Raw genomic sequence first — 26,328 nt, 5'->3', positions numbered from 1 at the left:
ATTCCTAATTAATTGTAAGGCGCTATGCACACTCCACTTTATGACTTACCCTTATGTAATTCAAAAATACTGATTGTTTTAAATAGTGATATTTTCAGGCTCCAGTAAAAGCAAGCTGTACTATACTGCAAGGGGGTACCGTTAATTGGAACGCATCTTTATTAAGCATCACATTTGTAAGATTTACTATTTTAACCGCATCTGCATGCTCAAATGTATTATGTGCATCCATTTTACCAGTTAGCATACGTCCTTTTACAGTTTCAGATTTATACCCCCGCAGTATGCCTTCAATAACCTTCTCTTCTTTTAAATCAGTATTACAAATCGTTACATGAATGTGCCCACTCTCATCTATTGAAGCCGATTCATATAAATCCCAAACAGCATTTTCTTTGCTTCCAACCTCTGTTCTACTGATAAAGCTTTCTAGCAGCCTAGCATTTTGATGAACTTTATACAAATCAAATACGTGATAAGTCGGAGTCAGCACAATATTGGCTCCTTCTGTCAAAATAACAGCCTGTAGCACATTGACCACTTGTGCTATATTTGCCATGCGTACCCTGTCCGCATGCTTGTTAAAGATGTTCAAAGTCATTCCTGCAATCATCGCATCTCTCATAGTATTCTGTTGATATAAAAATCCTGGATTAGTTCCGGGTTCTACTTGATACCAGCTTCCCCATTCATCAACAATCAGTGCAATGCGCTTATCTTTATCGTATGTGTCCATAATATGAATATGTTTATCCAGCAGTTCTTCCATAAATGCAGCATGCTTTAGAGTAAGGTAGTAAGCCTCTTCATCGAATCCTAAAGCAGGCATTTTATTATCAAACCCACCAGGAATAGCATAATGATGAAGCGTAAGAGCATCCATGAATTTTGTCGCGCTTTCCATCAGAACCTTGGTCCAGTTATAGTCATCTACACAAGCCCCACAGGCTATTTTGTAGAGTTTATTGTTTCCATAGTTTCTTAAATAAGTTTGATAACGGCGATATTCATCCGCATAATACTCTGGTCGCATATTGCCACCGCAGCCCCAGTTTTCATTGCCTACCCCAAAGTATTTTACTTCCCAAGGTTTATCCTGACCGTTGGCCCTTCTTTGGTCTGCCATAGGAGAAATGCCATCATGAGTTAGGTATTCTACCCACTCTGACATCTCTTGAACTGTTCCGCTGCCCAAATTCCCATTGATGTAAGGTTCACAACCTATTTGACGGCATAGCTCCATGAACTCATGAGTTCCAAAGCTATTATCCTCAATCACCCCGCCCCAATGGGTATTTATTGCTTTCTTACGGTTTTCTTTAGGCCCAATCCCATCCTTCCAATGGTATTCATCCGCAAAGCAACCTCCCGGCCACCTAAGGACTGGAACTTTGATACCCTTTAAAGCTTCTACTACATCTGTTCTCATGCCATTAACATGTGGGATCCCAGACTCTTCTCCTACATAAATTCCTTCATAAATACATCTTCCAAGATGTTCTGAAAAATGACCATAAATATTTTTATTAATTATTTCTTTTTTATGATTAACATCAACAATATACTTTATCACATCAAGCCCTCTCTTTCATTATTTCAGTTCACAACCTTCTACGCCCTTTACGCAAAGGTGTATTCTAAAAAAACATTTCTGTATTCTCCTGTATAATACGCTCCGCTCACACCGATCTCCTTTGTAAGTTAATAAAACAAATTATTCTTTTACGCCTCCAATAGTAAGTCCTGCAACAAAATACCTTTGCAAGAAAGGATATAAGCATACAATAGGGAATGCTGTAATAATAGTAGCTGCTGCACGTATAGTTGCGGGCGTAACCATATTGCCGCTATTTTTCATAGCCTCCGCGCTGGCACCTTGGTTAGTTACTGCTGATAGGAGTTTCATAAGTTCATATTGAAGTGTGGTCAAAGAATTATCAAAAGAATTATACAACATTGTATCAAACCATGAGTTCCATTGATAAACTGCAATAAATAGTGCTACTGTAGCAAGTACAGGCTTACAGAGCGGCAAAATAATATTGATAAATATATTAAACTCCCCTGCCCCATCTACTTTAGCAGACTCTGCTAAACTATCTGGCAGTCCGTTCATAAAAGTTCTAATAACAATCATATTAAATGCACTGATCATGCCTGGGATAATATATACCCAAAAATTATTGGTAAGCCCTAAATACTTCATTAGCAGAAAGTTAGGAATAAGTCCTGCATTGACATACATTGTAAGCACATAAAGTATCGTTACAAACTTTCTAAATATGAAGCCTTTTCTACAAAGTACGTAAGATAACATAGCAGTTAAAAACAGTTGAAGAACTGTTGCAATGACTGTTCGTGACACGGTAATAAAAGAAGCTTGAACCAAATTTTTGTTCTTAAACACCAAAAAATAATTTTCTAATGTAAACTTTCTTGGCAGTAAAAATATACCTCCCTTTAATGCATCTGCTCCTTCATTTAAAGAAACAGCCAACGTATTAATGATAGGATATATAGTTGCTAGAACAAATAAAACTAAAAGTATCCATTTAATTAAGTCAAATATTATTTCACCAAATTTCATATTGGAAATTAATTTACTTTTCATCATACCCTCCCTAAAACAATCGCTCTTCGCCAGCTGCTTTTGCTGCATAATTGGCTATGACTATCAAAATAATACTTATTACGCTTCTGAAAATACCTGCTGCTGTTGCCAAAGAATAGTTAGTGAGTCCTATACCATACTTGAGAACAAAAATATCAATGGTTTGAGATACGCTTTGGACTAAACCATTTCCTAATAAATACTGAACTTCAAATCCAGCATTAAGCACGTTACCCATATTGATAATAAGTAAAATGAAAATAGTAGGCTTAAGGCTTGGCAAAGTAATATGCCTAATCTTTTGCAATCTATTAGCTCCATCAATGGAAGCCGCTTCATATAAATCTGGGCTGATTGCAGTTATAGCTGCTAGATAGATAATGCTTCCCCACCCAGTGCTTTTCCAAACGTTAGATAAACCAACGATTCCCCAGAAATACTTAGGGTCAGCCAAAAAGTTAATCGGAGATTGTATGATATTAAAATACATAAGAAGGTGGTTAATAATACCTGTTTCTGTTGAAAGAGCATCGAGTACAATTCCTGTAACAATAATCCATGATAAAAAGTGTGGTAAATAGGATACTGTTTGAATAAATTTTTTGACTTTTATTTGTCTTACTTCATTAAGCAGTAATGCAAAGCCTATAGAAAAAATAAATCCTAAAACTAGAATAATAATACTCATCGCTAAAGTATTGCGAATGACAGTTAAAAAGGTTTTATCTGAGAACATAAATACAAAATGATTAAATCCGACCCATTTTTGTTCAAAAAAACCCTTGGCAGGCTTAAAGTTTTGAAAAGCCATGACCCATCCAATAAGAGGCGAATAATAGAAAATAAGTGCATAAACCACAAAGGGTATGCTCATTAAAATTAATTCTTTTTGTCTACCCATTTGTTCCCAAATATTTTCTTTCTTTGCAAGCTGCCCAGTTTTTTTTATATTTTTACGCTTTATACTAGCAACATTCATCGTTATAGTCCTTTCTATTCAAATTCACTTCATTTGATAAAGGGTGTTTTATAAGCTTTAACAAAAGACTTGTAAAACACCCTCTCAAATGATCTCAACTACTTATTTGTCAATATAAAATTATACATTTCTATTTACCCTTAGCTAGTGCAACTCTTCTTGCTACTTCAGCAGTTAATTCTGCCTCATATGCTTTATAATCTATTTCTGATTCATAAGTTTTCATATACTGATCCCAAGTTTTTTCGAAGTCTGCTTTTGAAGCCATAACAACTTTTGGAAGCCATTCATGTTTTACATCGTCCATCTTCTTCCATGCGATACCATAAGGTGTATCAGCTGTCCATGTGTTTCTAGCTGACCATAAAGGATACCATGGGCTGTTTTCTTCCATTTGTGGTAAGAAATCTGTCCATCTATCATAGCCGTAAGCGTCTAGAATTTCTCTGTCTATGTCTCTAAGCGTTGCGTAGAATTCACCTGGTTGTTCTTTAGGTTTAATAGCATTTATACCATCTGCGCTCATTCCTTCATAATGAGGGAACCAGTCGTATGGGCAATCATTTTTATTTAAGAAATCTTGATTTCTAAAGTTTTCTCTTTGCTCTTCATTTCTATAGAATAAGCCATCTGCATCCACAAAATAATCTACGTCTTTATCTCCCCAGTATCTCATAGTCATAACTTCTGGATCTAATAAATCATTTAAAAACTTAAGTGCGCCCTCAACATCTTTACAGCTTACAGTTATACCAAGACCTCCTCCAGTATTAAATGCTGGTGGTCCAAAGTATTTAGGTTCTGTACCTTCTTCAAGCACTAGACCCAGAGGTACATAGGTTCTATCATCAAGGTTTTGTGTTTTTAATGCCTGATCAGCATCTCTAAAGTTCCAATACTGATCTACCATCCCCACTACTCTTCCTGATGAGAGTTTTGCCATATATTGATCGTAAGATAAAGTAAATGCTTCTGGGTCAACAACACCCTTATTGTACATGTCGTTTAATTTTTCAAAGTAAATTTTTGCTTCTGGTATTCTGTCGTATACTTTTGCTTCAAGGGTTACTGGGTCTACAATTGCAGCACCATCATTTGGATAACCTGCTAAAAACATTGGAGGATTTTCTATACAGAAATATCTCCAGTCGTCACTTAAAGATTCAAATCCTATGTTTTTTTGTCCATCATCAGCAGTTGGATTAGCTGCAAGGTAGCTTTGAATCAAATCAAAATACTCATCTACTGTTTTAATTGTTGGAAACCCTGCCCATTTAAGTACTCTTTTTTGAATCCAAAAGGCTTCATCGTTATGATCTATTTGTACATTCTTTCCTTGGATGTTTCCAAATTGAGGTATGTAATAGATATGTCCATCTTCTTTTTTTATTCTATTCCATTCTTCTTCTGAGTAAAAGTTCTTTAAGTTAGGATAATTATCTAAATGATCTTCTAAAGGAATTAACGCTCCTGCATCAACAAGCTGTGGGGTCCCATCTGATCCATCAATAAAATCAGGGTATTCACCCCCAGCTATCATAACTCCTATTCTTTCAGCTGCTGTTTGACCAGTTAAAAACTTTACATCAGCTTTTGCCCCTATTTTTTCAGCAATTCTATTCATCATACGGTTATCTTCTGGTATTTCAATTCCTGGCACTGCCATAAAAGCTGTAAATGTTTTTATCTGTCCTTCTGCTGTATTTGACTTTGCATTATTATTATTATTAGTTTCAACTGTATCTTTTCCACATCCCACTATCACTGTTGACAAAAGAACTATAGTTATTACTATGCCTAGAACTTTTTTATAAATTTTCATTTTTACCCCCTATAATTTCTCTATTTACAAAAATAATGAGGTTCGGCCGACCCAGAGCTTTGTAACTCTGCACAAATTATTTTTATAACTTAAACTTATTATAATAAATATGCACAAAAACTTCATCCCAATAAACTAAATAAAAAAACACATAAAACTTATATAATCTAAAGTTTTTTATGTTTTTTATGTTTTATGTTTTTTATGTTTTATGTTTTTTATTTTTTATGCGATATTGATGGGGTGTAATCTCATTTAACTGTACAAATTTATTAATAAAATAATCCGGGTTATTATACCCTACTTGAGCGGCAATGGTATAGATGCGCTCATCTGTTGTTTCTAACAATTCTATAGCCTTTTGAATACGCAGTTTATTTAGATAATCTTTAAAGGGTATCTCATATTCTTTTTTAAAGAGCTGTCCAAGGTATACACTGTTAATATAATACTTATCTCCTAAGGATTTCAAACTTATATTTTCCATATAATGTTCTGCAATATCTTTTTCAATTTTTACTAGTAGCCCACCCTTTGAAGCATTTATACGAAGTTGTTCTAAATAATTGGAATACTCTACCGCAAACCTTTTGAAATGACCAGCACTTCCTCCTACTGCCAATTTATCAAAAGCCTCTTCTCCTAGATACTGAAGTATTTCTCGTTGATTCCCTTCAGAGTCTAGCTCTTTAGCTAAATCAATCAAACAGTATAAGAGATAGTAAATATTGGTGCTAATAAGCCTTGGCTCAATAAGTTTTTCTTGTAATTCTTTATATATTTTGTCTACACTTATTTCTATGAGTTCCACCTCATTGTTTTTTACATGTAGAATTAATTTCTCAATTAATTTCTTTCCTACTCCTAGTTGGTTAGCTTTCCTGTAGGCTACTTCATCCCAATATGCTATATTCTGTTTTTTATCGGAAAAATTATGAAAAGAACGGGCTATAGCAATGGACCTATAGGAATCTGATAATTTTTCAATCTTCTCTACATAATGCCCTATAAAAACATTTAAAACATAAGTATTTATCTCTTTCATTTGTTCATAAAGATCAGAAATATAACTGCGATCATTCATATTTCTTTTTTCAGCAAATTCTTTTAGAAAAACAAAGCCAATATCAAATAACCCCTCACTTTTTCCAACCCCATATATGATGTTATTGGGGCATTCCTGAAGTATCCCTAGAAGGTGCTCAAAATAAGACTTCTGTATATTTATTTTTTCCTCTATCTCAAGGTCTCCAAATGTATTATCTGTTTCATCTATTTCAAAACTAATGTAACACATTTCTTTTGAATCACTTATATAACGTTTCACATAGTCAAGATTTTTTTGCTCATAGTTACCATATATCACATTCATTAGATTTCTATCGTATACTATTCTATTTTGAACCTTTTTATCCTTTTCTTCTTGTTTGCATACTTCAAAATCATCTCTTACTCTAACTAAAATATTGATAAGTTCCTCTTTCTGAATAGGCTTTAAAATATAATCTGTTACCTTATATTGAATAGCACGTTTAGCATAATTAAATTCATAGTATCCACTTAATACAATAAACCTCATATTTGGGGAAATATGTTGGCGCACATATCCTATGAATTCCAGTCCATTCATCTCCGGCATTTTAATATCAGTAATAACTAGGTCTATCCTATGGCTTTTTAATATATTTATTGCTTCTTTACCATTTACTGCCTCTGCTGTAATCTCATAACCATAACTTCCCCAGTCAATTAAAATTTTAAGCCCTTGACGAATAAAGGGCTCATCGTCCACAATTAATACCTTAATCATATGCCTCCCCCTTCTCTCTCTAGTTTGTTACTCCAATAAGTTCTCATTATACCTGATAGGTATTTCTAAAAAGATATAAGTCCCCTTCCCCTCCTCGCTCTCTATTTCACACAGGACTTCATCCAGATAATACATCTTTAGTCTGATATATGCATTTAGCATGCCAATGCCACCTGCTTCATTTAACATATCAACGGAAGCATTTCTAAACTTTTTTCTTATTTCCTCTAGCTGCTCTCCACTCATCCCGCTGCCGTTATCCATTATTTCTATGAGAAGTTTTTTCTCATCATCTGTAATCACAACAGTAATAGATCCATTTTCTGTTTTTCTTTCAATACCATGGATACAAGCATTTTCAACAAACGTAATAATGCTAAATTTAGGAATTCTAATAGCCTTACACTCTTCTTTTACATAAAAAGAAAATGCTAGGCGCTCTCCAAATCTATATTTTTGTATACTTAAATAGGATTCAACAAATCTCATTTCTTCATCAATAGCAACAAAGTCCTTTCCCCATTCAATTGTTCTGCGCATAAGCATAGCTAATTCTCCAATGATATCGCTTGTTTCCATTTCATGTTTAATCAAACATCTCATGCGAATGCTCTCTAGTGTATTAAATAAAAAATGAGGATTAACCTGACTCTGTAGCGCATTAAGTTCTGCGTGCTTTTTGGATATTTCTAGTGCTTGCTTTTCTGAATTTCGTTTAAACACGACCTCGATTAATTCTTTGATTTTTACTACCATAAGATTATAGCTTCTAATTAAATTTCCTATTTCATCTTTTCCCTCATAGCAATTAATACGTTCAAACTCTCCTTTTTCAACTTTTCTAAGATGCTCTTCTGTTAAATCAATTCTATGACTAAAGGAACGATTGATAATAATAATGATAAATGTAGGTAATATAAAGTTACATATTACGATAATAAACCACATCATCTGTTTATCTGCCAATTGATTCATAAGATTGCTTTTGTTAGTTGTTACATAAATAGTCCATTGATCTGAAATAGCATTATACTGTTTTTCAATAGTCACCTCCTTTAATGCTATTTCGCTCTTATCTAAAAAATCCATTTGACCAGCTTCCACATCTTCGCTGCTTAGCAAAACATGCCTGTCGTCACATATATAAATTGTCTTATTCTCTTTTTCATTTAATACATCATTTAAAAAACCGTTATAATCCATATCTATTTTCAATAGACGTTTGTGTCCACCTTTATTAATATTATCAAGTGTTCTAATAATACTAATTGTTCTTGCTGGTCCTAAAAAAGATAAATGTCGCTTTCCTTCGTTGTAGTAAGAATAAACAAAAATATCTTTTCCAGACTCTAAAAAATCTTTATACCACTGTTCATTTACCACATCTTTAACCTGAAAAAAGTTCCCCCCATTGATCATCCCAGGGTTGTCCGTATAAATTTCGATATTGTATACCGACTGAGCCGTATAATAATATCGAATAACATTATCCTGCATAAGTTTATTATATTCATGATAATATTCTATAGGCGTTGCATATGTATTTTTAATAAATTGATTTAGCGCTCTATCTGTATAAAGATAATTTGAGATGGATACACAAGAATTAATTTTTTCAGTAAAATTATATTCTAAACGTTCAAGCATATTTTCAAGCATACTTCTTTGTTCTTTAATAGCTGTTTCTCTGATAAAAGAATACATGGCATAGTTACTTAATAACACTGGGATAACCACACAAAAAACATAAATCATAATGAGTTTATTGCGAATCTTGAAATTATCCAATAACTGCAAATTTACGTTTTTCCCAATCTGACCAAGCATTTCTTTCACCCCTTTTATAATCACCAAAATAGATAAATAAAAGCAGCCCCTTGCAAAGATTTTTCTTTAGCAAGAGGTTCCTTTTACCTTCTTATTTAATTAATACCTTTTTAGTCAACACTTCTTTCTGAGTCAGTGCCTGGCTTCTTGTATCAGGTCCACTGATTCCAACATATACTATTGCCTCATTGCCATCAAAAATTTTATTGCCTTTATTATCTATAACCTTAAAGCTATCTGATTTTATATCTATCTCAATCGCTTTCTTCTCACCCTTTTGAAGATTTACACGTTTAAAATCACATAGTCTATGATTTAAAACTTCATACTCAGTACCTTTTATTTTAACATATACCTGTATAACTTCTTCAATTTCTCCATCTGATTCGTTGCTTATGACCACAGTCCCTTTTAGGCCTTCTCCAGCTCTTATTTCATCTTGGTCTAGTTTTAAATCTGTAAGGTTGACATCTCCATAAGTAAGTCCATAGCCAAAAGGATACAACGGTTCATTTTCTATATATCTATAAGTTCTATTCTTCATAGAATAGTCTGTGAAATCCGGCAGTACATCTGTTTCTCTATAGAAAGTAACGGGTAACTTACCTGATGGCGAATATTTCCCAAACAATAATTGGGCTACCGCTTGTCCCCCTAAGGCGCCTGGATACCAAGTCTGAAGCACTGCACTGCAGTTCTCATCTGCATAGTCAACAGCCATGGCACTTCCTGTACTTAAAAGTACAATAACAGGTTTGCCAACCTCGGTTACTTTTTCTAAAAGTTTTTGTTGAAGTCCAGGAAGTTTTAAATCTGGCTTGTCTCCCGCAGCATAACTATTACCAGTATCTCCCTCTTCTCCTTCTAAATCTGCATCCAGTCCAAGACATAAAACAACGACATCAGAGAGCCTTGCAATAGATACAGCTTCACTTATACGATCATTTGGAAAAGCGAGAGGCTCTACACGGTCTTTATATAAGTGGCAGCCTTCAGAATAAAATACTCTTACATCCTCACCTGCCGCATCTTGAATACCTTCTAATAAAGTAATATATTTAGAAGCAGTGCCACAGTAGTTAGCTTTTAAAATTGCGCGGCTGTTGGCATTTGGCCCAATCACAGCTATATTTTTAAGTTTATCTTTGTTAAGTGGCAGTACGCCGTCATTTTTAAGCAAAACCACAGACTTTCTAGCTGCTTCAAGTGCTGCCTCATGATGCAGCTTGCAATCATTGAGTTCATAAGGAATGGTATCATACTCAGTCGTATCAAACATCCCCAGCTTAATTCTGGTTGTCATCAGTCTTTCACAGCTTGTTGTAATATCTTCTTCTGTCACAAGACCTTGTTCGTACGCTTGCAGCATATGCAGGTACGTATTACCGCAGTTAAGATCACAGCCATTTTTAAGAGCTAAAGCCGCTGACTCTGGCGCTGTACTAGTTACCATATGGTTGGTATGGAAATCTCTTATCGCCCAGCAGTCTGATACGACATGGCCTTTAAACGCCCATTTATCTCTTAATATATCTTTAAGTAAAGTCTTACTGCCGCAGCAAGGCTCTCCGCCTACCGCATTATAAGCGCCCATTACAGACTCAACATCTGCTTCTTTAACAAGGGCTTCAAATGCTGGCAGATAAGTTTCCCATAGATCTTTATCAGATACGATAGCATTAAAGCTATGTCTTTCGCCTTCTGGTCCACTATGCACTGCAAAATGCTTTGCACAAGCTGCCCCTTTAAGATACGCTCCATCTCCTTGCAGCCCTTTTACAAAAGCTACCCCAAGCCTTGTAGTAAGGTAGGGATCTTCCCCATATGTTTCATGACCTCTTCCCCATCTTGGATCTCTAAAAATATTTATATTAGGAGACCAAAAAGTAATGCCTTTGTAAATATCCCTATCTTCATTTTTTGTCTGTTCATTATATTTAGCACGGCCTTCTGTAGCGATAATATCTGCTATTTGTCCTAGAAATGCATCATCAAACATCGCTGCAAGCCCTATCGCCTGTGGAAATACTGTAGCTGTCCCAGCTCTTGCAACCCCATGCAGGGCCTCATTCCACCAATTATAATAAGGAACACCCAATCTCTTTACAGCAGGTGCATCATATTTAAGTTGAGAAGCCTTTTCTTCTAAAGTCATGCGGCTTACTAAATCTTTTGCTCTTTCTTCCGGTGTTAAGTTAACATCTAAGTAGCTTGGTCGGTTTTCCATTTTCTTCTCCTTACCTTTCATCTCGTTTTAATCTTTATTGTCATCATAGCAAGTTTCTCTTATCACTGCTCGCAGTTTTTAATAAATAATGGACGGATCTTACGATTTTGATTATAATTTAAATGAAGGTTGAAAAAACACTTTCAACTTTTCATTTGAGGCAGTATCACAAGAAAAGCTTGTGATATGCAATGGGTATAAATATTAAAAATCCGAGGTGACCTAGTGAGTGCATATTACGAAATACCCGTCTATTCGAGTGAACTTCCCATACTTATTTCTGAGTTTAGCCGTTTTAGCTTTTTGGCCCACTGGCACAAAGATATTGAACTCGTCTACGTTTATGAAGGTGAACTCAGAATGAGCATCAATTCTCAGACCAAAATACTCACATCCGGTGAACTGGGTATTTGCTGCAGCGGAGATGTTCATTTTTATGATAGTGAAGACCTTAACTGTCAGGCTATTCTAATTGTTTTTAGCACAGATTTTATTGACTCTTCTATTGCGTGGCCGGAAAACTCTAGATTCATTGCTTCTTTTTTAGATCATACACTGATGAGTAGTCTTAACCTAACTATCGATATCTCTAAAAAAATGGGCAGCTTACTGCTTGAAATATCAGAGGAATTGCGGAAAAAAAATCCCTGTTATCAGATATTTGTAAAAAGTAAGCTGCTCGAAGCCCATGCACTTTTGCTAAGGCATATCCCAAGAATCGCCCAGTCCGACAGCCGTACTAAGCGTTATTTGATTATCAAAAAAATGCAGGATGTTATAAATTATATCAATCATAATTACAAAGACAACCTAACCCTTTCTGATGCGGCCCGCCTCGCAGATCTCGGCACATCTCAGTTTTCAATACTTTTTAAAAATTTATGCGGCATGAGTTTTATTGCCTATTTAAATAATATAAGAATCTCCAAAGCTGAAGAAATGCTCCTAAACAGCACAACGCCCATTATAGATATAGCCCTCGAATGCGGCTTTAATAGTATTCGCAACTTCAATCGTACTTACAAAGCCCTAAGGCATTGTACGCCTTCTGATCTAAGAAAGTCCTAAACCAAGAACTCCCCTCTATCCTGTATAGCTTAAATAGTTGGAAGGGTGAGGTGGAGTTTTTGGAGCGACTCGGGATAGGCCGTTGGTAGGTGGGAGCTCCAAAAACTCTACCTCACCCTTTTCTATCTGTTGATATCCTAACCCTTAATAGCTCCTGCAATAAGACTGTCTTGCACCTTCTTACTCATAAAGATATAAACTATAAGTGTTGGGATCGTCGCAACAACAAGCCCTGCTCCTATTGCGCCCCAATCAATAGTATATTGGCCTGCCAGAGATTGTATCCCTACTGTCAGTGTTTTATATTTTGTATCACTAATAAAGACTACTGCAAACATAAGTTCATTCCACGCTTGTAAAAACGTAAAGATCGCTACTGTCGCAACAGCTGGTTTCATAAGGGGTGTGATAATCTTAAAAAAGACACCATATACATTACACCCATCCAGACAAGCAGATTCTTCAAGTTCTTTAGGAATAGACGACATAAATCCAGTAAAGATCATCACTGCCATCGGAATAGCAAATGCAACATAAGGTAGTATAAGTGCTGCATAAGAATTAACAAGCTTCATACTTCTTAACATAATGAAAACAGGAAGTAATGCTGAGTGAATAGGTACTGTCAGTCCTAGCATATAAAAAGCATTCATTGGTTTCTTGAGTCTAAAAATCATTCTTGTCAGTGCATATGTCGCCATAAGAGAGACAACTACTGTAATAAGAATTGTAGCTCCTGTCACAATAATACTGTTCATAAAATACAAACCTACTTTACCATTCACAAGGGCTTTAGCATAATTCCCCCACAGCCACTCCTTAGGAAGTCCTAGCGCATTTCCTCCAAATATCTCACTATTACTTTTTAGTGAAAAGGTAACAAGCCAATAAATAGGAAATATTTGAATACCTGCCCAAATAAAGAGAAATAGGTACATCAACCCTGAACTATATTTTTTATGAGATGTTATTAAATTATTTTTATTATCTTTCATTATGCCACCTCATCCGTTTTAAAGAGTTTTCCAATCAATAAATACAGAACAAAACATTCTACAATAACAAATACTGCCATGGCACTGCCATAACCATAACTATTACTTTTAAAGATGGTTTCGACCATAAGCGTACTGGTTACCTCACTCGCACGGGCCGGACCCCCTCTTGTTAATACAAAAACAAGATCAAACACCTTAAGCGCTCCTACTACTGCAAAGGTTAAAGACACTTTTAGAATAGGTTTTAACATAGGAATGGTAATAAAGGCTGAAGTTTTAAACCACGAAGCACCATCTATTTTGGCTGCCTCAAAAACATCACCTGGTATAGATTTAATCCCTGCATACATCAGCAACATGTGATACCCTATGTACTGCCACAAAACAGGTACTACACTGGCCATGAGTGCTGTATCCGTGCTTCCCAGCCATTCTCTTGTAAGATTGCTTAGGCCAACTGCCCTTAAAAACATATTCAAAAGCCCATATTCAGGATTATAAATCTTCATCCAAAGCTGCCCGATAACAACAGTAGAAATAATAACTGGTATAAAAAATACAGTTACGAAAAATCTCTCATATTTCACACCTTTTGATATAACAAGCGCCAGCAATAAAGAAATTGGCAGCTGAATAAAAACAGATGTAGCAGCAAATATCAATGAATTTCTCACTGACATTAAAAATGCCGGATCACTAAACAACTTAATATAATTCTTGAGTCCTATAAAATCACCTTTTCCAAATCCATCCCACTTGAGCAAACTATAATAAGACGACATAACAATCGGCACTATAATAATTAATGCTAGTATAGCAAACGAAGGAAAAAGGAAAAATGCTATTGCCTTCTTATCTCTCCACACACGCTCCATAAATCCACCCCTTCACATTCTAGTCTTATCTTTAATATATTAACGACCACTTTTACTTTACATATAGTGGTCGTTAATATTTCTTTTTCGATTAATCCATTCTAATCTTACTAACTCTAACGAAGTAGAGCTAATGCTCTTAAATATTTTGTCCCTTAGCAAGGGGATTTTAGCATTCGGAAGTTGCCTCTGGAGTATTTTGTTAAGAAAATCTTAGCAGTTTATTCAAATGGTCTTTAGGGAGACTGTTTGAGCGCAGCGAGTTTCGACCGTTCATTTGAAGAAAGTGCTTAGATTTTTAAAAATACGTAGGTGAGCAACTGGAGAATACTAAAATTCTAACCTTTATTCATACATCGTTTGAAGCTTATCCACAAATTGCTCTGGCGTTACAGCCCCTAATAATAATTCTTGAAGTGTGTTAAGATAAACTTGTGTATCTTGACCTTCTAAAAGTGTATCCCACCATAGTGTAAAGCCTTCTGCATCACTTATAAGCTTTGCAAGTTCAACCGTCACTGGATTGATATTGGTTTCATCTACATCTACTTTCCATGCTGGAAGATAAGCGCCTGCTAGATAGCCTTCACGTGCCATGTTTTCTGTGAAATATTTTTGGAAAAGTACTGCTTCTTCTTTGTATTTTGTATTGGCGTTGACCATGATTGCATCAACAGCACCGCCAGTAAACTGGTTTTTATTACCTTTACCATCTTCAAATACTGGGAATCCAATTGGAATAACTTTATCTTTAATTTGAGAATCTTCTCTATAAACAGTTCCCGCAGTCCAGCTTCCATTAAAGAGCATTGGAATTTTTCCTTCTAGGAAAGGAAGATCTGATTCATCCTTTGAAAGGCCTGCAGCACCATCTGGAAATGCACCTAGAGATACAAGTTCAGCAAATTTAGAAGCAGCACTTAGAAATTCTGGATCTTTAAAGCTTCCTTGTTTTGTAAGTGTACTTACCACTTTATCATTACCTGCTGCTTTTAATGCCATTGCATCAAAATACATTGCAATTGTCCATACATCTTTACCAGAAACACTCATAGGTGTAATACCTAACGCTTTAAAAGCTTTTACAGCTTCAATAAGTTCTGTATAAGTCTCTGGAATTTTAATGTTATTTTGTTCAAAGAGTTCTTTATTTACAAATAATGCGCCGCATGCAAGTCCAAATGTCATGCCATAAACCTTATCATTATATGTAACATTAGCAAGTGCTCCGCCTACTAGTCTGTCTTTTGTACCATCATTTAAATATTCATCAATAGCAAGCACTCTGTTGGCTTCAATAAATGGTTTTGAAAATCCGCCTCCCCATGTTGAGAAAAGATCTGGAAGTTCATTTGCTGCTGCTGATGCTTTAATTTTTGTTTTATAAGCTTCATTTTCTGTTGTATCTTCTTTTATTTTGATTTGTGGATACTCAGCTTCAAAATCAGCAATAACTTTTTTAACCGCTGCATAAGAAGCATCTGTTTCTGCTCCCCAGATGTGCCAAAAATTAAGTGTCACTGGTTCTTTCGAATCACCTGCTGTATTCGTATTATTTTTTTCACTTTGAGTACTTTGTCCACCTGCTTCTTGCTGTTTAGGTGCAGATGCACATCCCATAGTTCCTGCAAGCATACTAAGTCCAAGTATTGCAGATAGAAACTTAACCCCTTTTAATTTCATGATAGTTCCTCCTCTTATTTGTTTAAGATAGTCTCATTATATTGTACTTATTACATTAATTAAATGTAATCCTATGACCTATTTTGTGCATATTTTTTACTTTTAAAAGTTTTACTCTTTTATTTTTTATCATTTATAACTATGATATAATAGTATAATTATTTCTTTTTAACTATTATAACTGTAAATCCCCCTTATATAAACAAATGGGATATTTTTAGGAGAAGCTATGTTTACTTATAATGTGCTTATTAATAGAATCAAACAAAAATTTATGGATGCTTCTATCAAAACAAAAATTATACTTATTTTTACAGCTTTTATGATAGGTTATGTTATTATAACTAGTATTTTATATGTTCAAGTCCTGGATACGCAAAGGACCAAACAACTGCATCAAAGTGCTTATCAGTCCATAGATCTTATGAAATCTAATATTGACTCTAACATCGAAACAATTAATAACGTATCAAAACTTATTATATCTGATTCAAATGTGCGCAAGTATTTAACTAGCTACGACAACAGTCTGGCTTATCGCAGACCTGTTTATCAAACACTTACGCAGCTCTATGTGACATTTCCTTTTATCGATTCTATCTTTGTCTATCGTTTTAGTGGTGCAAATGTAAATGCCTCTAGATCCGTGACTTTTTCACTGGTTGACAACATTAGATTTGCGCCTTGGTATGAAGAAGTCTTAGCGCTTGAAGGGAAATATCTTATTAATATTAATGCTGGCGGGACTCTTATCCCTAATACAGGAAAAAATAATATCTCTATGATACGTATACTGTATGATGTTGAAAAACTAGTTCCTATAGGACTCTTAGTCATCAATATCTCTCAGGACTTCTTTTCACCTATTATCGAAGAAACTAAACTTAAATATGGCACTTCCTTTGTTCTTCTTGATGCCAATGACGAGCCCATTATCAAGGACAAAGACAGCACCCCTATTAATTTACCCCGTACCATAAATAGTTACTTTAGTGGCATAGTAGAAAAAATAGATGGTGCAAAATTTTTTATACTTTCTTCCGAAATCCCTAAGTATAACTGGAAAATTATAAGTTATACCCCTCTAGATACAATGAACGGAACCATCAATACGCTTAGTTTCATCTTAGTAATATTACTCGTCTGTACCATTACTATCTTTCTTTCAGCCTCTTTCTTTGCTGCAAACTTTGCGATCTCTCCTATTAATAAGCTGATTGCTGCTATGGAGGGCGTCAAACAAGGACGGTTTAAGCGGGTCAATATTTTAACAGGAAACGATGAACTGGGCGAACTTAAAAACACTTACAACTTAATGGTTAAAGAGATAGAAAAGATGATTATCCGAGAAGTCGATACAGAAAAGCAAAAAAGAAAGTTTGAGCTGGATATACTCAACGAACAGATTAAACCACACTTTCTTTACAATACCCTTGACAGCATTGCCTATTTAGCACTTTCCAGAAACAATAAAGACGTCTATAGTGCTATTAATGCATTAGGTCAGTTTTATAAATTCAGCCTTAATAAAGGAAATGAACTTATCACCCTCGAGGCAGAAGTAACAATGATCAAAAACTATCTCACTTTACAAAAGCTCAGATATGGTACACTTTTTAATGATAGCTATGCTTTAGCCGAAGATACTCTAAAAATACCTATTCTCAAAAACTCGCTTCAGCCGCTTGTAGAAAATTGTATTTATCATGGAATTAAACCCAGTGGTGAACCTGGTAATATTCTCATAACTTCCAACTTGATAAAGAATACGCTTTACATTACAGTAGAAGATGACGGTCTTGGTATGTCTCCTGAAGAAATCCAACATATACAAAGCGAATATTTAGAAGAAAATCTTATGAGCTTCGGCTTACGCGGGACGATCGCCCGTCTTAAGATACATTACGGAACTAATGATATATATGAGGTAACAAGTGAGCGGTTTAAAGGCTCTACCGTCACTCTCAAAATACCAGTTAAGGAGGAAATCGAATGACTCACAAACGATTAAAAGTGTTATTAGTTGATGATGAACAAAATACCCGAAATCTTCTTAGATTATGTATCGACTGGGAATCTCTTGATATGGAGGTTATAGCTGATGCTACTAGCGGTATAGAGGCTCTAAATATTATAGAAGAAGTTAAACCCGATATTGTTCTTACAGATATTGAGATGCCCTATATGGACGGCATTACACTCAGCAAGCAAATCATGGAGCATTATATAGATATTAGTGTAGTTATTATCACTGCCCATGAACAATTTACTTATGCACAGCAAGCAGTCTCTATCGGCGTTTCCGACTTTATTTTAAAACCCATAGATGCTGATATTATCACAACTACTTTAAAAAAACTTTCAGATAAAATAGTAGAAAAAAGACAAAAACTTATCCAACAGGAAATTTCTTTTAAATATATTAAAGACAATACACTAGAACTTAGAAATAAGTTTTTATATGGACTCATTAACGGCAATCTTTCAGACATGGATTTATTTAATCATTTAGAAGTCACCAAAGCTTTGTTAAACCAAGAGGCTTATCCCGTACAACTTGCTGTCATTAAAGTGCTATTTGATAATAATAAATATACAGATGCCAAAAGACGTCGTATTCTTCATAACTGTATCATTTATATCGAAGAAACCTTTACTATGATTGAAAACCTCTACGCCTTTTTAGATGCTCATCATCAAATTGTAGTCATTTGCAGCGAAAAAAATACTTATCTGCCTGAACTTAGTGAACGTATTACCGCTTATTTGAAATCTAACCTTAGTACAACCGTATATTGTGGGATAGGCACTGTTGCCACACACACTGGTGAGATTGCCTATTCTTATCAGTATGCAAAAAATGCACTTAAACTCTGTTATATTTTAGATGAAGAAATTGTTTATAATCATAATTTTGAGAATCTAAATACCCATTACAATAGATCATCTGATAATCCATTAGATCATTTGATTTTACTTGTTAAATCTGGGTTATCCACACAGGCATCTGAAGCTGCTTGTGAGCTGCTGCATGATTCGCTGCAAGATAGCCTTACGGATTTAAGTGCCATCAAATATCAAGCAATTAGTATTTTAACTCAGGTAAAAGAGGCGTTGATTCATACAGGCGTATCAGCAACCTCCTTAAATTTTAATGATTTATCGTATAGCCATTTGATAAGTGTTAAATTGTATACTGATATTGAAAAATACGTAATAAATACTATTTCTGAGTTTTGTCAGCTGATGTATAACGAAAACGGTAATCGGCTTAATGATACCATCTCACAAATTATCCATTATCTCGAAGAACATTACAGTGATGAAGATCTATCTTTAACTAGCCTTGCAAAAGTTTTTTTTATTAATCCCAGTTATTTAAGCCGTATCTTCAAAAAGGCAACCCATAAATCTTTTACTGAGTATCTAGTAGAACTGAGGGTTCAAAAAGCCATTAATCTCCTTCAGCTTACAAACTACAAGGCATATCAACTGGCACAAATGGTTGGTATTCCCGATCCCAATTATTTTATAAAATGCTTTAGGAAGGTGACTGGTGTAAGCCTGCAGGAATTCAAAACTCAGCTTAGCTAACGAAATAAACAGGAGGAATTGTTGAATTTCTCCTGTTTATTTCGTTAATTTATTTAGTTTCAATTTCTACTACAAATTCTCAATGTTATGTTGTTTCCCTTTCCACCAAGGACGCTTCAAATACCACATGCCTTAGGCAAGGCTTGTTTTCTGGTTCCGCCTCAATGTTTTCAACAATCATCTTTGTAACCTGCTCGCCCATTTCTCGTCCCGGCATCTCCATAGAAGTCATGGCCGTCTCGAGCATACCACCAATCGAGTGGCCTGTAAGACTTATAACTTTTACTTTTTTAGGAATTACTATCTGACGCTCTTTTAAGGCACGAATAGCACCAATTCCCTGCATATCTGCTGCGGCAATAATAGCATCCAAATCCGTAACTTCTTCTAGCAGCTGCATAGCCCCATCATATCCATCTTTAAAATAATTCCCCTTAGGCCAAGAAGATCCTGCCACATGTTCCTCCAGTCCATACTGTTTCATAGCTTTGTGGTACCCTTTGTATCTCTCTTTATACGGTATAATATCCATAGAACCATTAATAAGCCCGATACGTCTACAGTCTTTCTTTGCAAGATATTTTACCGCTTCATAGCCACAGGCATAATAGTCTGCCACGACACTCCCGATTGTCTTATCTTGTTTTCTGACCATCTGCATAACAGCAATACCGCTGCTCATAATATCTCTTAAAAGTCGTGCGTTTTGTCCTGTAGATGCAATAATAATCCCATCTACCAGTCCATTACGCAGCCTGTTTAGACATTCTTCCTCTGCATCTGGATCATCTTTTATATTACATATCATAACCCCATATCCCAGTTTACGTGCTTCCATTTCAATACCTTGTACAATTTCTCCAAAAATAGAAAGATTAATGCTTGGAACCACTATCCCTAAAGTGTGCCGTTTTCCCTGGCGTAAACCTTTTGCTATGAGATTCGGCTTATAACTAAGCTGTTCTACTGCCGCATATATTTTTTTCTTCGTATCTGGATGAACATAGGAGGTATTATTAAGTGCTCTTGAAACAGTACTGACATCCACACATGCCAGATTTGCAACATCCTTTAAAGTAGCCATATTTACAACTCCCCGCTTTGTGCAATCGTTTGTTCTTTTATCTCAGTTATAGCATATTTTCATCCTAAATTCAAACTTTTATATTATACAAGGATCCCCTCATCGCTTGATAGCAATAAAGGGACCTATCAGAAATTAAGACAATGCAAGCAGAGATTCTATAAACTTAGGTAGGGTATTAACTAAGGCTGAAACGGTAATCCCTAGGCAGAATATATAGCTAATTGTCATGCAGATCTGCAGAGCCCTCGGTTGTTTCAGACCTTTATTCACATCCTTTTTCCAAATCATTATTGTAATGAATAGTCCTGCTGCTGGAGTTGCTATCGCAGTTGCCACATTCGCAAAGTAGATGAGCTGTACCGGTGAACCGCCGTAGTTGAAACAGATGAGCGCTGCAATCGCAAGTACAATCATAGAACCCCAGCGAACATTCTTAGATTCTAGTGCTGTCTCTTTATCAAATCCTGCACACAGCAGTACCACGCCTCTTTGTGTATTTCCGAGCAAAGAAGAAAATCCAGCTCCCAAAAGAGCAATCCCCATGATATACTTTGCTGCACTCCCCATTATAGGTATCAGCATTTCAACCAGCTGTGATGGAGATTTAACTGCAGCCCCTGCAGGATAGAGTACAATCGCACCTACTACTACGATGGCTCCGCTGATTAGGATAACACCCATCACATGTGCAATCGCATCAGCTTTCATAACACCATTGAACATATCTTCTTTCTTCCATTTCTTCTCTGTCCCTAAATAGGTGCCATAAATACCCGTTGTCAGGGAAGCATTCGTACTAATAAATGCTAGTGCTGTCGCAAGACTTCCTTCAGGAAATCCCCACCGTGTCAGTCCACTTCCCATTTTTCCCCATACAGGTCCTCCTGTGCCAATAAGTGTTGCATAGAAAGCACAAATCATCCCTAGGATACATAGTGCAATGCCTTTTTCTACTTTCGAATAAACACCTTTAGAAAAATAGCAATAAATCATGACACAGATCATAACAAGTGCGCCTAACTTCCAATTCACCCCAAATATTAGATTCATGCCAGCACCCGTTCCAGATATGTTCCCCACAGTAAAAAACATACAAGCAAGGAAGGTAGCACTTCCCACAAACCCCGCTGCAGCCTTACCAAAATAATGCTTAATGGCATGAAGAGCCGGCATTCCTGTAAGCAGAGAAATACGGTACGTACTCAGCATAAAGGTGATTCCTATAAAAGTTATTGGTATAAGCAGCCATATCAAGGAATAACCATATTGTGAACCGAGTATTGATGCCGTTGTTATGGCACCAGGCCCAATGACTACGCCTGTCAAGACAATTCCTGGCCCAATTCTCTTTAATAAAGCTTTAAATGGAAGGCATTCTATCTTACTTTGATCAAAAACTTCCTGCGAAGCTTTATTTGCATTTTTAACCATTCTCATACTCCTCTTATTTAAAACAAGATGCATTACCTACTATTTAGCTCTATAAACCAAAGATATCCTTTTGATCATAATATAGAGAAACAACATATAAACTTGAGTTATTCATCACTATAATGTTGTTTCTCAGAATGATTTCACATCACATATTATCGTGAATAACTAAAATTTAAAGATGTGAAATCTATATTATAATATCATAAAATAGACTTAATAAAAATCTCTTGAGGATTCAGCATAATGCTTTAAGCAAGACGTTATGTTGTTTCTCTTTCTATTAAAGAAGCTTCAAACACCATATGCCTTAAGCTCGGCTTGTTTTCTGGCTCCGCTTCAATACTTTCAATAATCATCTTCGTAACCTGTTCACCCATTTGCCAGGCCGGCATCTCCATAGAAGTCATTGCAGTCTCTAGCACACTGCCAATAGAATGCCCCGTAAGACTAATAACTTTTACTTTCTCGGGTATTGCTATTTGCCTTTCCGCCAAAGCACGAATAGCTCCAATTCCCTGCATATCTACTGCCACAATAATGGCATCGAGGGCAGGAGCTTCCTTTAACAACTGAACAGTTGCGTCATATCCACCCTTAAAATAATTTCCCTTAGACCAAGCTGAGTCAGCCACATGCTCTTCCAGCTCATGTTCTTTCATTGCCTTATGATAGCCTTTGTATCTCTCTTTATACGGTATAATGTTCATAGAACCATTGATGAGCCCTATGTTGCGGCACCCTTTCTTTGCAAGATATTTGACCGCTTCATAGCCACAGGCATAATAATCTGCCACAACACTCCCTATTGTCTTATCTTGTTTTCTGACCATCTGCATAATAGCAATACCGCTGCTCATAATATCTCTCAAAAGTTGTGCATTCTGTCCTGTAGATGCAATAATAATCCCATCCACTAGTCCATTACGCAGCCTGTTTAGACATTCTTCCTCTGCCTCTGGATGATCTTTTGTATTGCAGATCATCACCCCATACCCCAGCTTACGCGCCTCCATTTCGATGCCTTGTACAATTTCTCCAAAAATAGAAAAGTTAATGCCAGGAACCACTACGCCTAAAGTATGTCTTTTTCCTTGCCGCAAACCTTTGGCAATCAAATTAGGTTTATAACCGAGCTGTTCCACAGCGGCATATATTTTCTTCTTCGTCTCTGAGTGAACATAGGAGGTATTATTAAGTGCTCTTGAAACAGTACTGACATCCACCCGTGCCAGCTTGGCGACATCCTTTAAATTAGCCATTCTTACAACCTCCTCATTTTATGCTATCATTTGTTCTACAGCGTATCCAGGGTATTATAAATAGACCTCCAAACGGTACTTACCCATTCAAAGGCCTATAAATGCTTACCATAACTAAATAGCCGCTTCAATATTTTAGGATTGACTGAGCGCTATGTTTTTCTTAGCTATAATACCAACTATAATTGCAATCACAATTGCACTGACGCCAATCACATCAGTAATTGTCCCCGCAACAATCATCATTAAAGCTGCAACCCCAAACAATATACGCTGAATAGTATTGATCTTTACAAAAAGACATCCCTCTGAAGCTGCAACTAAACAGAATACGCCTATGATGGCTGTTGTACAGGCTACTATAGTACTTATAACCGTATCATCTCCATTGAGGAGTAAAGACGGAGATGTAATGAATATAAATGGAACAATATAAGCTACAATACCGAATCTAAACGCTCTAAATCCTGTTTTATTAGGATCAGCGCCTGCAATTGCTGCTGCTGTATAAGCTGTCAGTGCAACTGGCGGCGTAATGGCTCCTAAACATGAGAATATGAAAATAAACATATGAGCCGCTAGTGTTATAGCACCCATCTCAACAAGCGGCGGTGCAAGAACAGAAGCTAAAATGATATATACCGCCGTAGGTGGCATGCCACACCCCAGAATAATTGCAATGATCGCAACTAATAGTGTACCTATATATAGGTTTCCCCCAGCTATACTGATAAGCTGATAAGAAAGCTTTGCACCTAAACCAGTCATTGATAAAACACCAACAATTAATCCTGCACATGCACAAGTTGCCACAATTGCAACTGCTCCTGCTGAACCATCATACAAAGCAGTTAATATATTTTTAAGTGTCGGTCTATTCTCTTTTTGTGTACATGCAATGGCAAGGATTGATACAATACAGTAAACCGCTGCCTTAGTTGCACTAAATCCAATGGATATAAGTCCAATTAAGACCAAAATAGGAATGGCATTAAGCATTTTTCTGCCAACTACAGCAGCTATCGGAGGCAGCTCTGACTTCGCTAAGCCTTTTAATCCTGATTGTACAGCAATACTGTCAACCGAAAGCATGACTGAAAGATAGTACAAAAGAGCAGGAATAATAGCAGCCCTTGCTATAACAACATACGGAAGACCTACATAATCTGCCATGATAAATGCTCCTGCTCCCATAATTGGCGGCGTAAACATACCTCCACTTGACGCAACAGCCTCTACAGCTGCGGCTTCATAATCTTTATACCCAGTTCTTTTCATAAGCGGAATCGTAAAAGAACCAGTAGTCACAACATTCGCTGCCGAACTGCCTGAAATCATTCCCATTAAACCACTGGCAACAATTGCAGTTTTTGCCGGACCTCCCCGATACCTCCCAGTGACTATGTAGGCAAAATCAACAAACCATTGTCCTACTCCAAAAGATGCTAAAAAAGATCCAAATACAATAAAAACCATTATAAATGTAGCCGCAATACCAACTGGCGTACCAAAAATGCCTTCAGTAGAAACATACATAAATGTAACAACTCTTTTCCATGTTTCACCCCGGTGTGCCAAAAATCCCGGCATGTATGGACCTGCTACAGTATAAAGAACAAAAACAGCAGAAATAATACTAAGAATTTTACCCGTTGTTCGCTGTGCTGCAATAAGTACTAAAACGATCATAATTGTACCCATAACAACATCCATCGCTGGCGCCGGGCCAGTCTTTAAAACGCGATCGTTCCAAATAGCCATAATATATATTCCACCTATAATTAGACTTATAGCAAGAATCAAGTCTATTGCCCTTGTCCAAAAATATGTTTGGTCTTTAATTTTTAGAGGCTTCATAATATAGACTGTTGGTACCAGCAATGTTAATAACAAAGAACGTTGTGCCATTACTGATGTTGACCCAAATGAGGCAAAATACAAAAATATACACGAACATAAAATATAAGCTACTTTAACATAGTATTCCGGAAGTTTTGCTAGATGTGATTTAATCATTAATTACCCCCACTTCCTTATAGTACATAAGCGCACCTGGATGAATGTCAATAGGACAACCAATAGCCGCTCCTTCTAAAGTTAATGCTTTAGCAGCCGGATTCGATTCTTTAAGTTGATCCAAATTTTCAAAGAATGTCTTAGTGATGTCATATACAAGCTCTGTGGGTAAATCCGCACTACAAACTACCATATTTGACACATAAATAGTCTGAATATCCGAATCAGTTCCATACACATCTGCTGGGATTGTAATTGCTTGATAATAAGGGTAATTTTTTAATATATTGTCTATTTTATCCTTTTCAGGTGAAAGAATCACCATATTTTTCGCGTTAGTTGCTGCAAGTTCCAAAATAGCCGATGCAGGTGCCGCCGATTGAACCACAACTGCATGCGCAGTACCATCTGTCAACGCCGTCATACCATCTGAATAGGTAACGTAACTTGCTGTAACATCATTTATTGAAAATCCGTATTCAGCGAATACCTCATTTGCCATAGTAATAGCTGCACCGCCAGCCGGTCCTAAAACCACCGTTTTACCTTTCAAATCCGCAATAGAGTTAATTCCAGAAGACTTTAAGGTTACAACATGAAAAATACCTTTAGATAAGCCTGTCATAATAGCTTGAACAGAAGATAGTTTATTACTATAAGGATCTTTGCCATTAACAGCAGCATAGGCTAAAGATGCCTGTGTAATAGCTAAGTCAGCTGTTCCCTCTTGGATAAGGGAGTTGTTCTCAGTAGCTCCTCCCGTTACCTGTGCAGTAGTATCAATACCCAGATTATCATTAATAATTTGAGCCATTGTAATCCCAATTGGATAATACGCCCCGCCTGTACCAGCTGTCCCAATAGTTAAGAACTTAGGTTTTGTATAGCTTTTTTCACTGTTATCTGTAGCATTAGCACTATTTTCTACCACCTCAGCACTCTTTGTTGACCCACTATTTGTGTTAGCTCCTCCACAGGCTGTTAACACAGAACTAGACAATAATAAAGACAAAAGTACACTCAATATTTTTTTCATAC

18 protein-coding genes are annotated in these 26,328 nt (G+C 36.2%); 3 read left to right on the top strand and 15 right to left on the bottom strand.

All coding sequences use genetic code 11. The annotated features are described in order from the left end of the window. Positions 1 to 94 precede the first annotated feature (94 nt). The 7 genes from BN3326_RS16690 to BN3326_RS16660 form a co-directional block, all read right to left on the bottom strand. Positions 95 to 1,573, bottom strand: coding sequence for an alpha-N-arabinofuranosidase (locus BN3326_RS16690; protein ID WP_070000397.1), 1,479 nt, complete (start codon positions 1,571 to 1,573; stop codon positions 95 to 97). Positions 1,574 to 1,714: 141 nt separating this feature from the next. Beyond that, positions 1,715 to 2,611, bottom strand: a complete 897-nt coding sequence (locus BN3326_RS16685) for a carbohydrate ABC transporter permease (RefSeq protein WP_141722947.1) — start codon at positions 2,609 to 2,611, stop codon at positions 1,715 to 1,717. Between the two features lie 10 nt (positions 2,612 to 2,621). Further along, the gene (locus BN3326_RS16680; protein ID WP_070000395.1) at positions 2,622 to 3,590 is read right to left on the bottom strand and encodes an ABC transporter permease; all 969 of its coding nucleotides are present in this window, start codon (positions 3,588 to 3,590) and stop codon (positions 2,622 to 2,624) included. Positions 3,591 to 3,720: 130 nt separating this feature from the next. After that, entirely contained in the window at positions 3,721 to 5,412 is a 1,692-nt protein-coding gene (locus BN3326_RS16675) for a type 2 periplasmic-binding domain-containing protein (protein ID WP_070000394.1), read from the bottom strand. A 202-nt stretch (positions 5,413 to 5,614) separates the two neighbouring features. Beyond that, the gene (locus tag BN3326_RS16670) at positions 5,615 to 7,222 is read right to left on the bottom strand and encodes a response regulator transcription factor (RefSeq protein ID WP_070000393.1); all 1,608 of its coding nucleotides are present in this window, start codon (positions 7,220 to 7,222) and stop codon (positions 5,615 to 5,617) included. A gap of 27 nt (positions 7,223 to 7,249) precedes the next feature. Beyond that, positions 7,250 to 9,049, bottom strand: coding sequence for a sensor histidine kinase (locus BN3326_RS16665; protein WP_070000392.1), 1,800 nt, complete (start codon positions 9,047 to 9,049; stop codon positions 7,250 to 7,252). Between the two features lie 91 nt (positions 9,050 to 9,140). Further along, entirely contained in the window at positions 9,141 to 11,276 is a 2,136-nt protein-coding gene (locus tag BN3326_RS16660; RefSeq protein WP_070000391.1) for a glycoside hydrolase family 3 C-terminal domain-containing protein, read from the bottom strand. Positions 11,277 to 11,501: 225 nt separating this feature from the next. Between BN3326_RS16660 and BN3326_RS16655 the strand changes: the two genes are divergently transcribed. Further along, the gene (locus BN3326_RS16655) at positions 11,502 to 12,344 is read left to right on the top strand and encodes an AraC family transcriptional regulator (RefSeq protein ID WP_074463621.1); all 843 of its coding nucleotides are present in this window, start codon (positions 11,502 to 11,504) and stop codon (positions 12,342 to 12,344) included. Positions 12,345 to 12,481: 137 nt separating this feature from the next. Here the strand turns inward: BN3326_RS16655 and BN3326_RS16650 are convergent, their stop codons facing one another. The 3 genes from BN3326_RS16650 to BN3326_RS16640 form a co-directional block, all read right to left on the bottom strand. Next, positions 12,482 to 13,339, bottom strand: coding sequence for a carbohydrate ABC transporter permease (locus tag BN3326_RS16650; RefSeq protein ID WP_070000389.1), 858 nt, complete (start codon positions 13,337 to 13,339; stop codon positions 12,482 to 12,484). Beyond that, positions 13,339 to 14,217, bottom strand: coding sequence for a carbohydrate ABC transporter permease (locus tag BN3326_RS16645; protein ID WP_070000388.1), 879 nt, complete (start codon positions 14,215 to 14,217; stop codon positions 13,339 to 13,341). Before BN3326_RS16645 ends, BN3326_RS16650 begins: the two co-directional genes overlap by 1 nt. Positions 14,218 to 14,562: 345 nt before the next feature. Then, complete coding sequence (locus BN3326_RS16640) at positions 14,563 to 15,900, bottom strand: extracellular solute-binding protein (RefSeq protein WP_070000387.1); 1,338 nt, start codon at positions 15,898 to 15,900, stop codon at positions 14,563 to 14,565. A gap of 229 nt (positions 15,901 to 16,129) precedes the next feature. Between BN3326_RS16640 and BN3326_RS16635 the strand changes: the two genes are divergently transcribed. Then, entirely contained in the window at positions 16,130 to 17,896 is a 1,767-nt protein-coding gene (locus BN3326_RS16635) for a sensor histidine kinase (RefSeq protein WP_070000386.1), read from the top strand. Then, a complete protein-coding gene (locus BN3326_RS16630; RefSeq protein WP_070000385.1) occupies positions 17,893 to 19,494 on the top strand; it encodes a response regulator in 1,602 nt (533 codons plus the stop codon). The genes BN3326_RS16635 and BN3326_RS16630 overlap by 4 nt, the downstream gene beginning before the upstream one ends. An 85-nt stretch (positions 19,495 to 19,579) precedes the next feature. On the opposite strand, the gene BN3326_RS16625 is transcribed toward BN3326_RS16630, so the two are convergent. The 5 genes from BN3326_RS16625 to BN3326_RS16605 form a co-directional block, all read right to left on the bottom strand. Next, a complete protein-coding gene (locus tag BN3326_RS16625; protein ID WP_070000384.1) occupies positions 19,580 to 20,578 on the bottom strand; it encodes a LacI family DNA-binding transcriptional regulator in 999 nt (332 codons plus the stop codon). Positions 20,579 to 20,713: 135 nt separating this feature from the next. Continuing rightward, positions 20,714 to 22,012, bottom strand: coding sequence for an Nramp family divalent metal transporter (locus BN3326_RS16620; protein ID WP_070000383.1), 1,299 nt, complete (start codon positions 22,010 to 22,012; stop codon positions 20,714 to 20,716). Between the two features lie 263 nt (positions 22,013 to 22,275). Then, positions 22,276 to 23,274, bottom strand: a complete 999-nt coding sequence (locus tag BN3326_RS16615; RefSeq protein WP_070000382.1) for a LacI family DNA-binding transcriptional regulator — start codon at positions 23,272 to 23,274, stop codon at positions 22,276 to 22,278. Positions 23,275 to 23,409: 135 nt separating this feature from the next. Beyond that, entirely contained in the window at positions 23,410 to 25,290 is a 1,881-nt protein-coding gene (locus BN3326_RS16610; protein ID WP_070000381.1) for a TRAP transporter permease, read from the bottom strand. Beyond that, a complete protein-coding gene (locus tag BN3326_RS16605) occupies positions 25,283 to 26,326 on the bottom strand; it encodes a TAXI family TRAP transporter solute-binding subunit (RefSeq protein ID WP_070000380.1) in 1,044 nt (347 codons plus the stop codon). The genes BN3326_RS16610 and BN3326_RS16605 overlap by 8 nt, the downstream gene beginning before the upstream one ends. Positions 26,327 to 26,328: the final 2 nt, after the last annotated feature.

The sequence above is a fragment of the Cellulosilyticum sp. I15G10I2 genome (assembly GCF_900095725.1).
In the GTDB taxonomy this organism is placed as follows: Bacteria; Bacillota; Clostridia; order Lachnospirales; family Cellulosilyticaceae; genus FMMP01.
The sequence above is the reverse complement of the archived record's forward strand: the minus strand, read 5'-3'. Positions and strand labels throughout refer to the sequence as shown.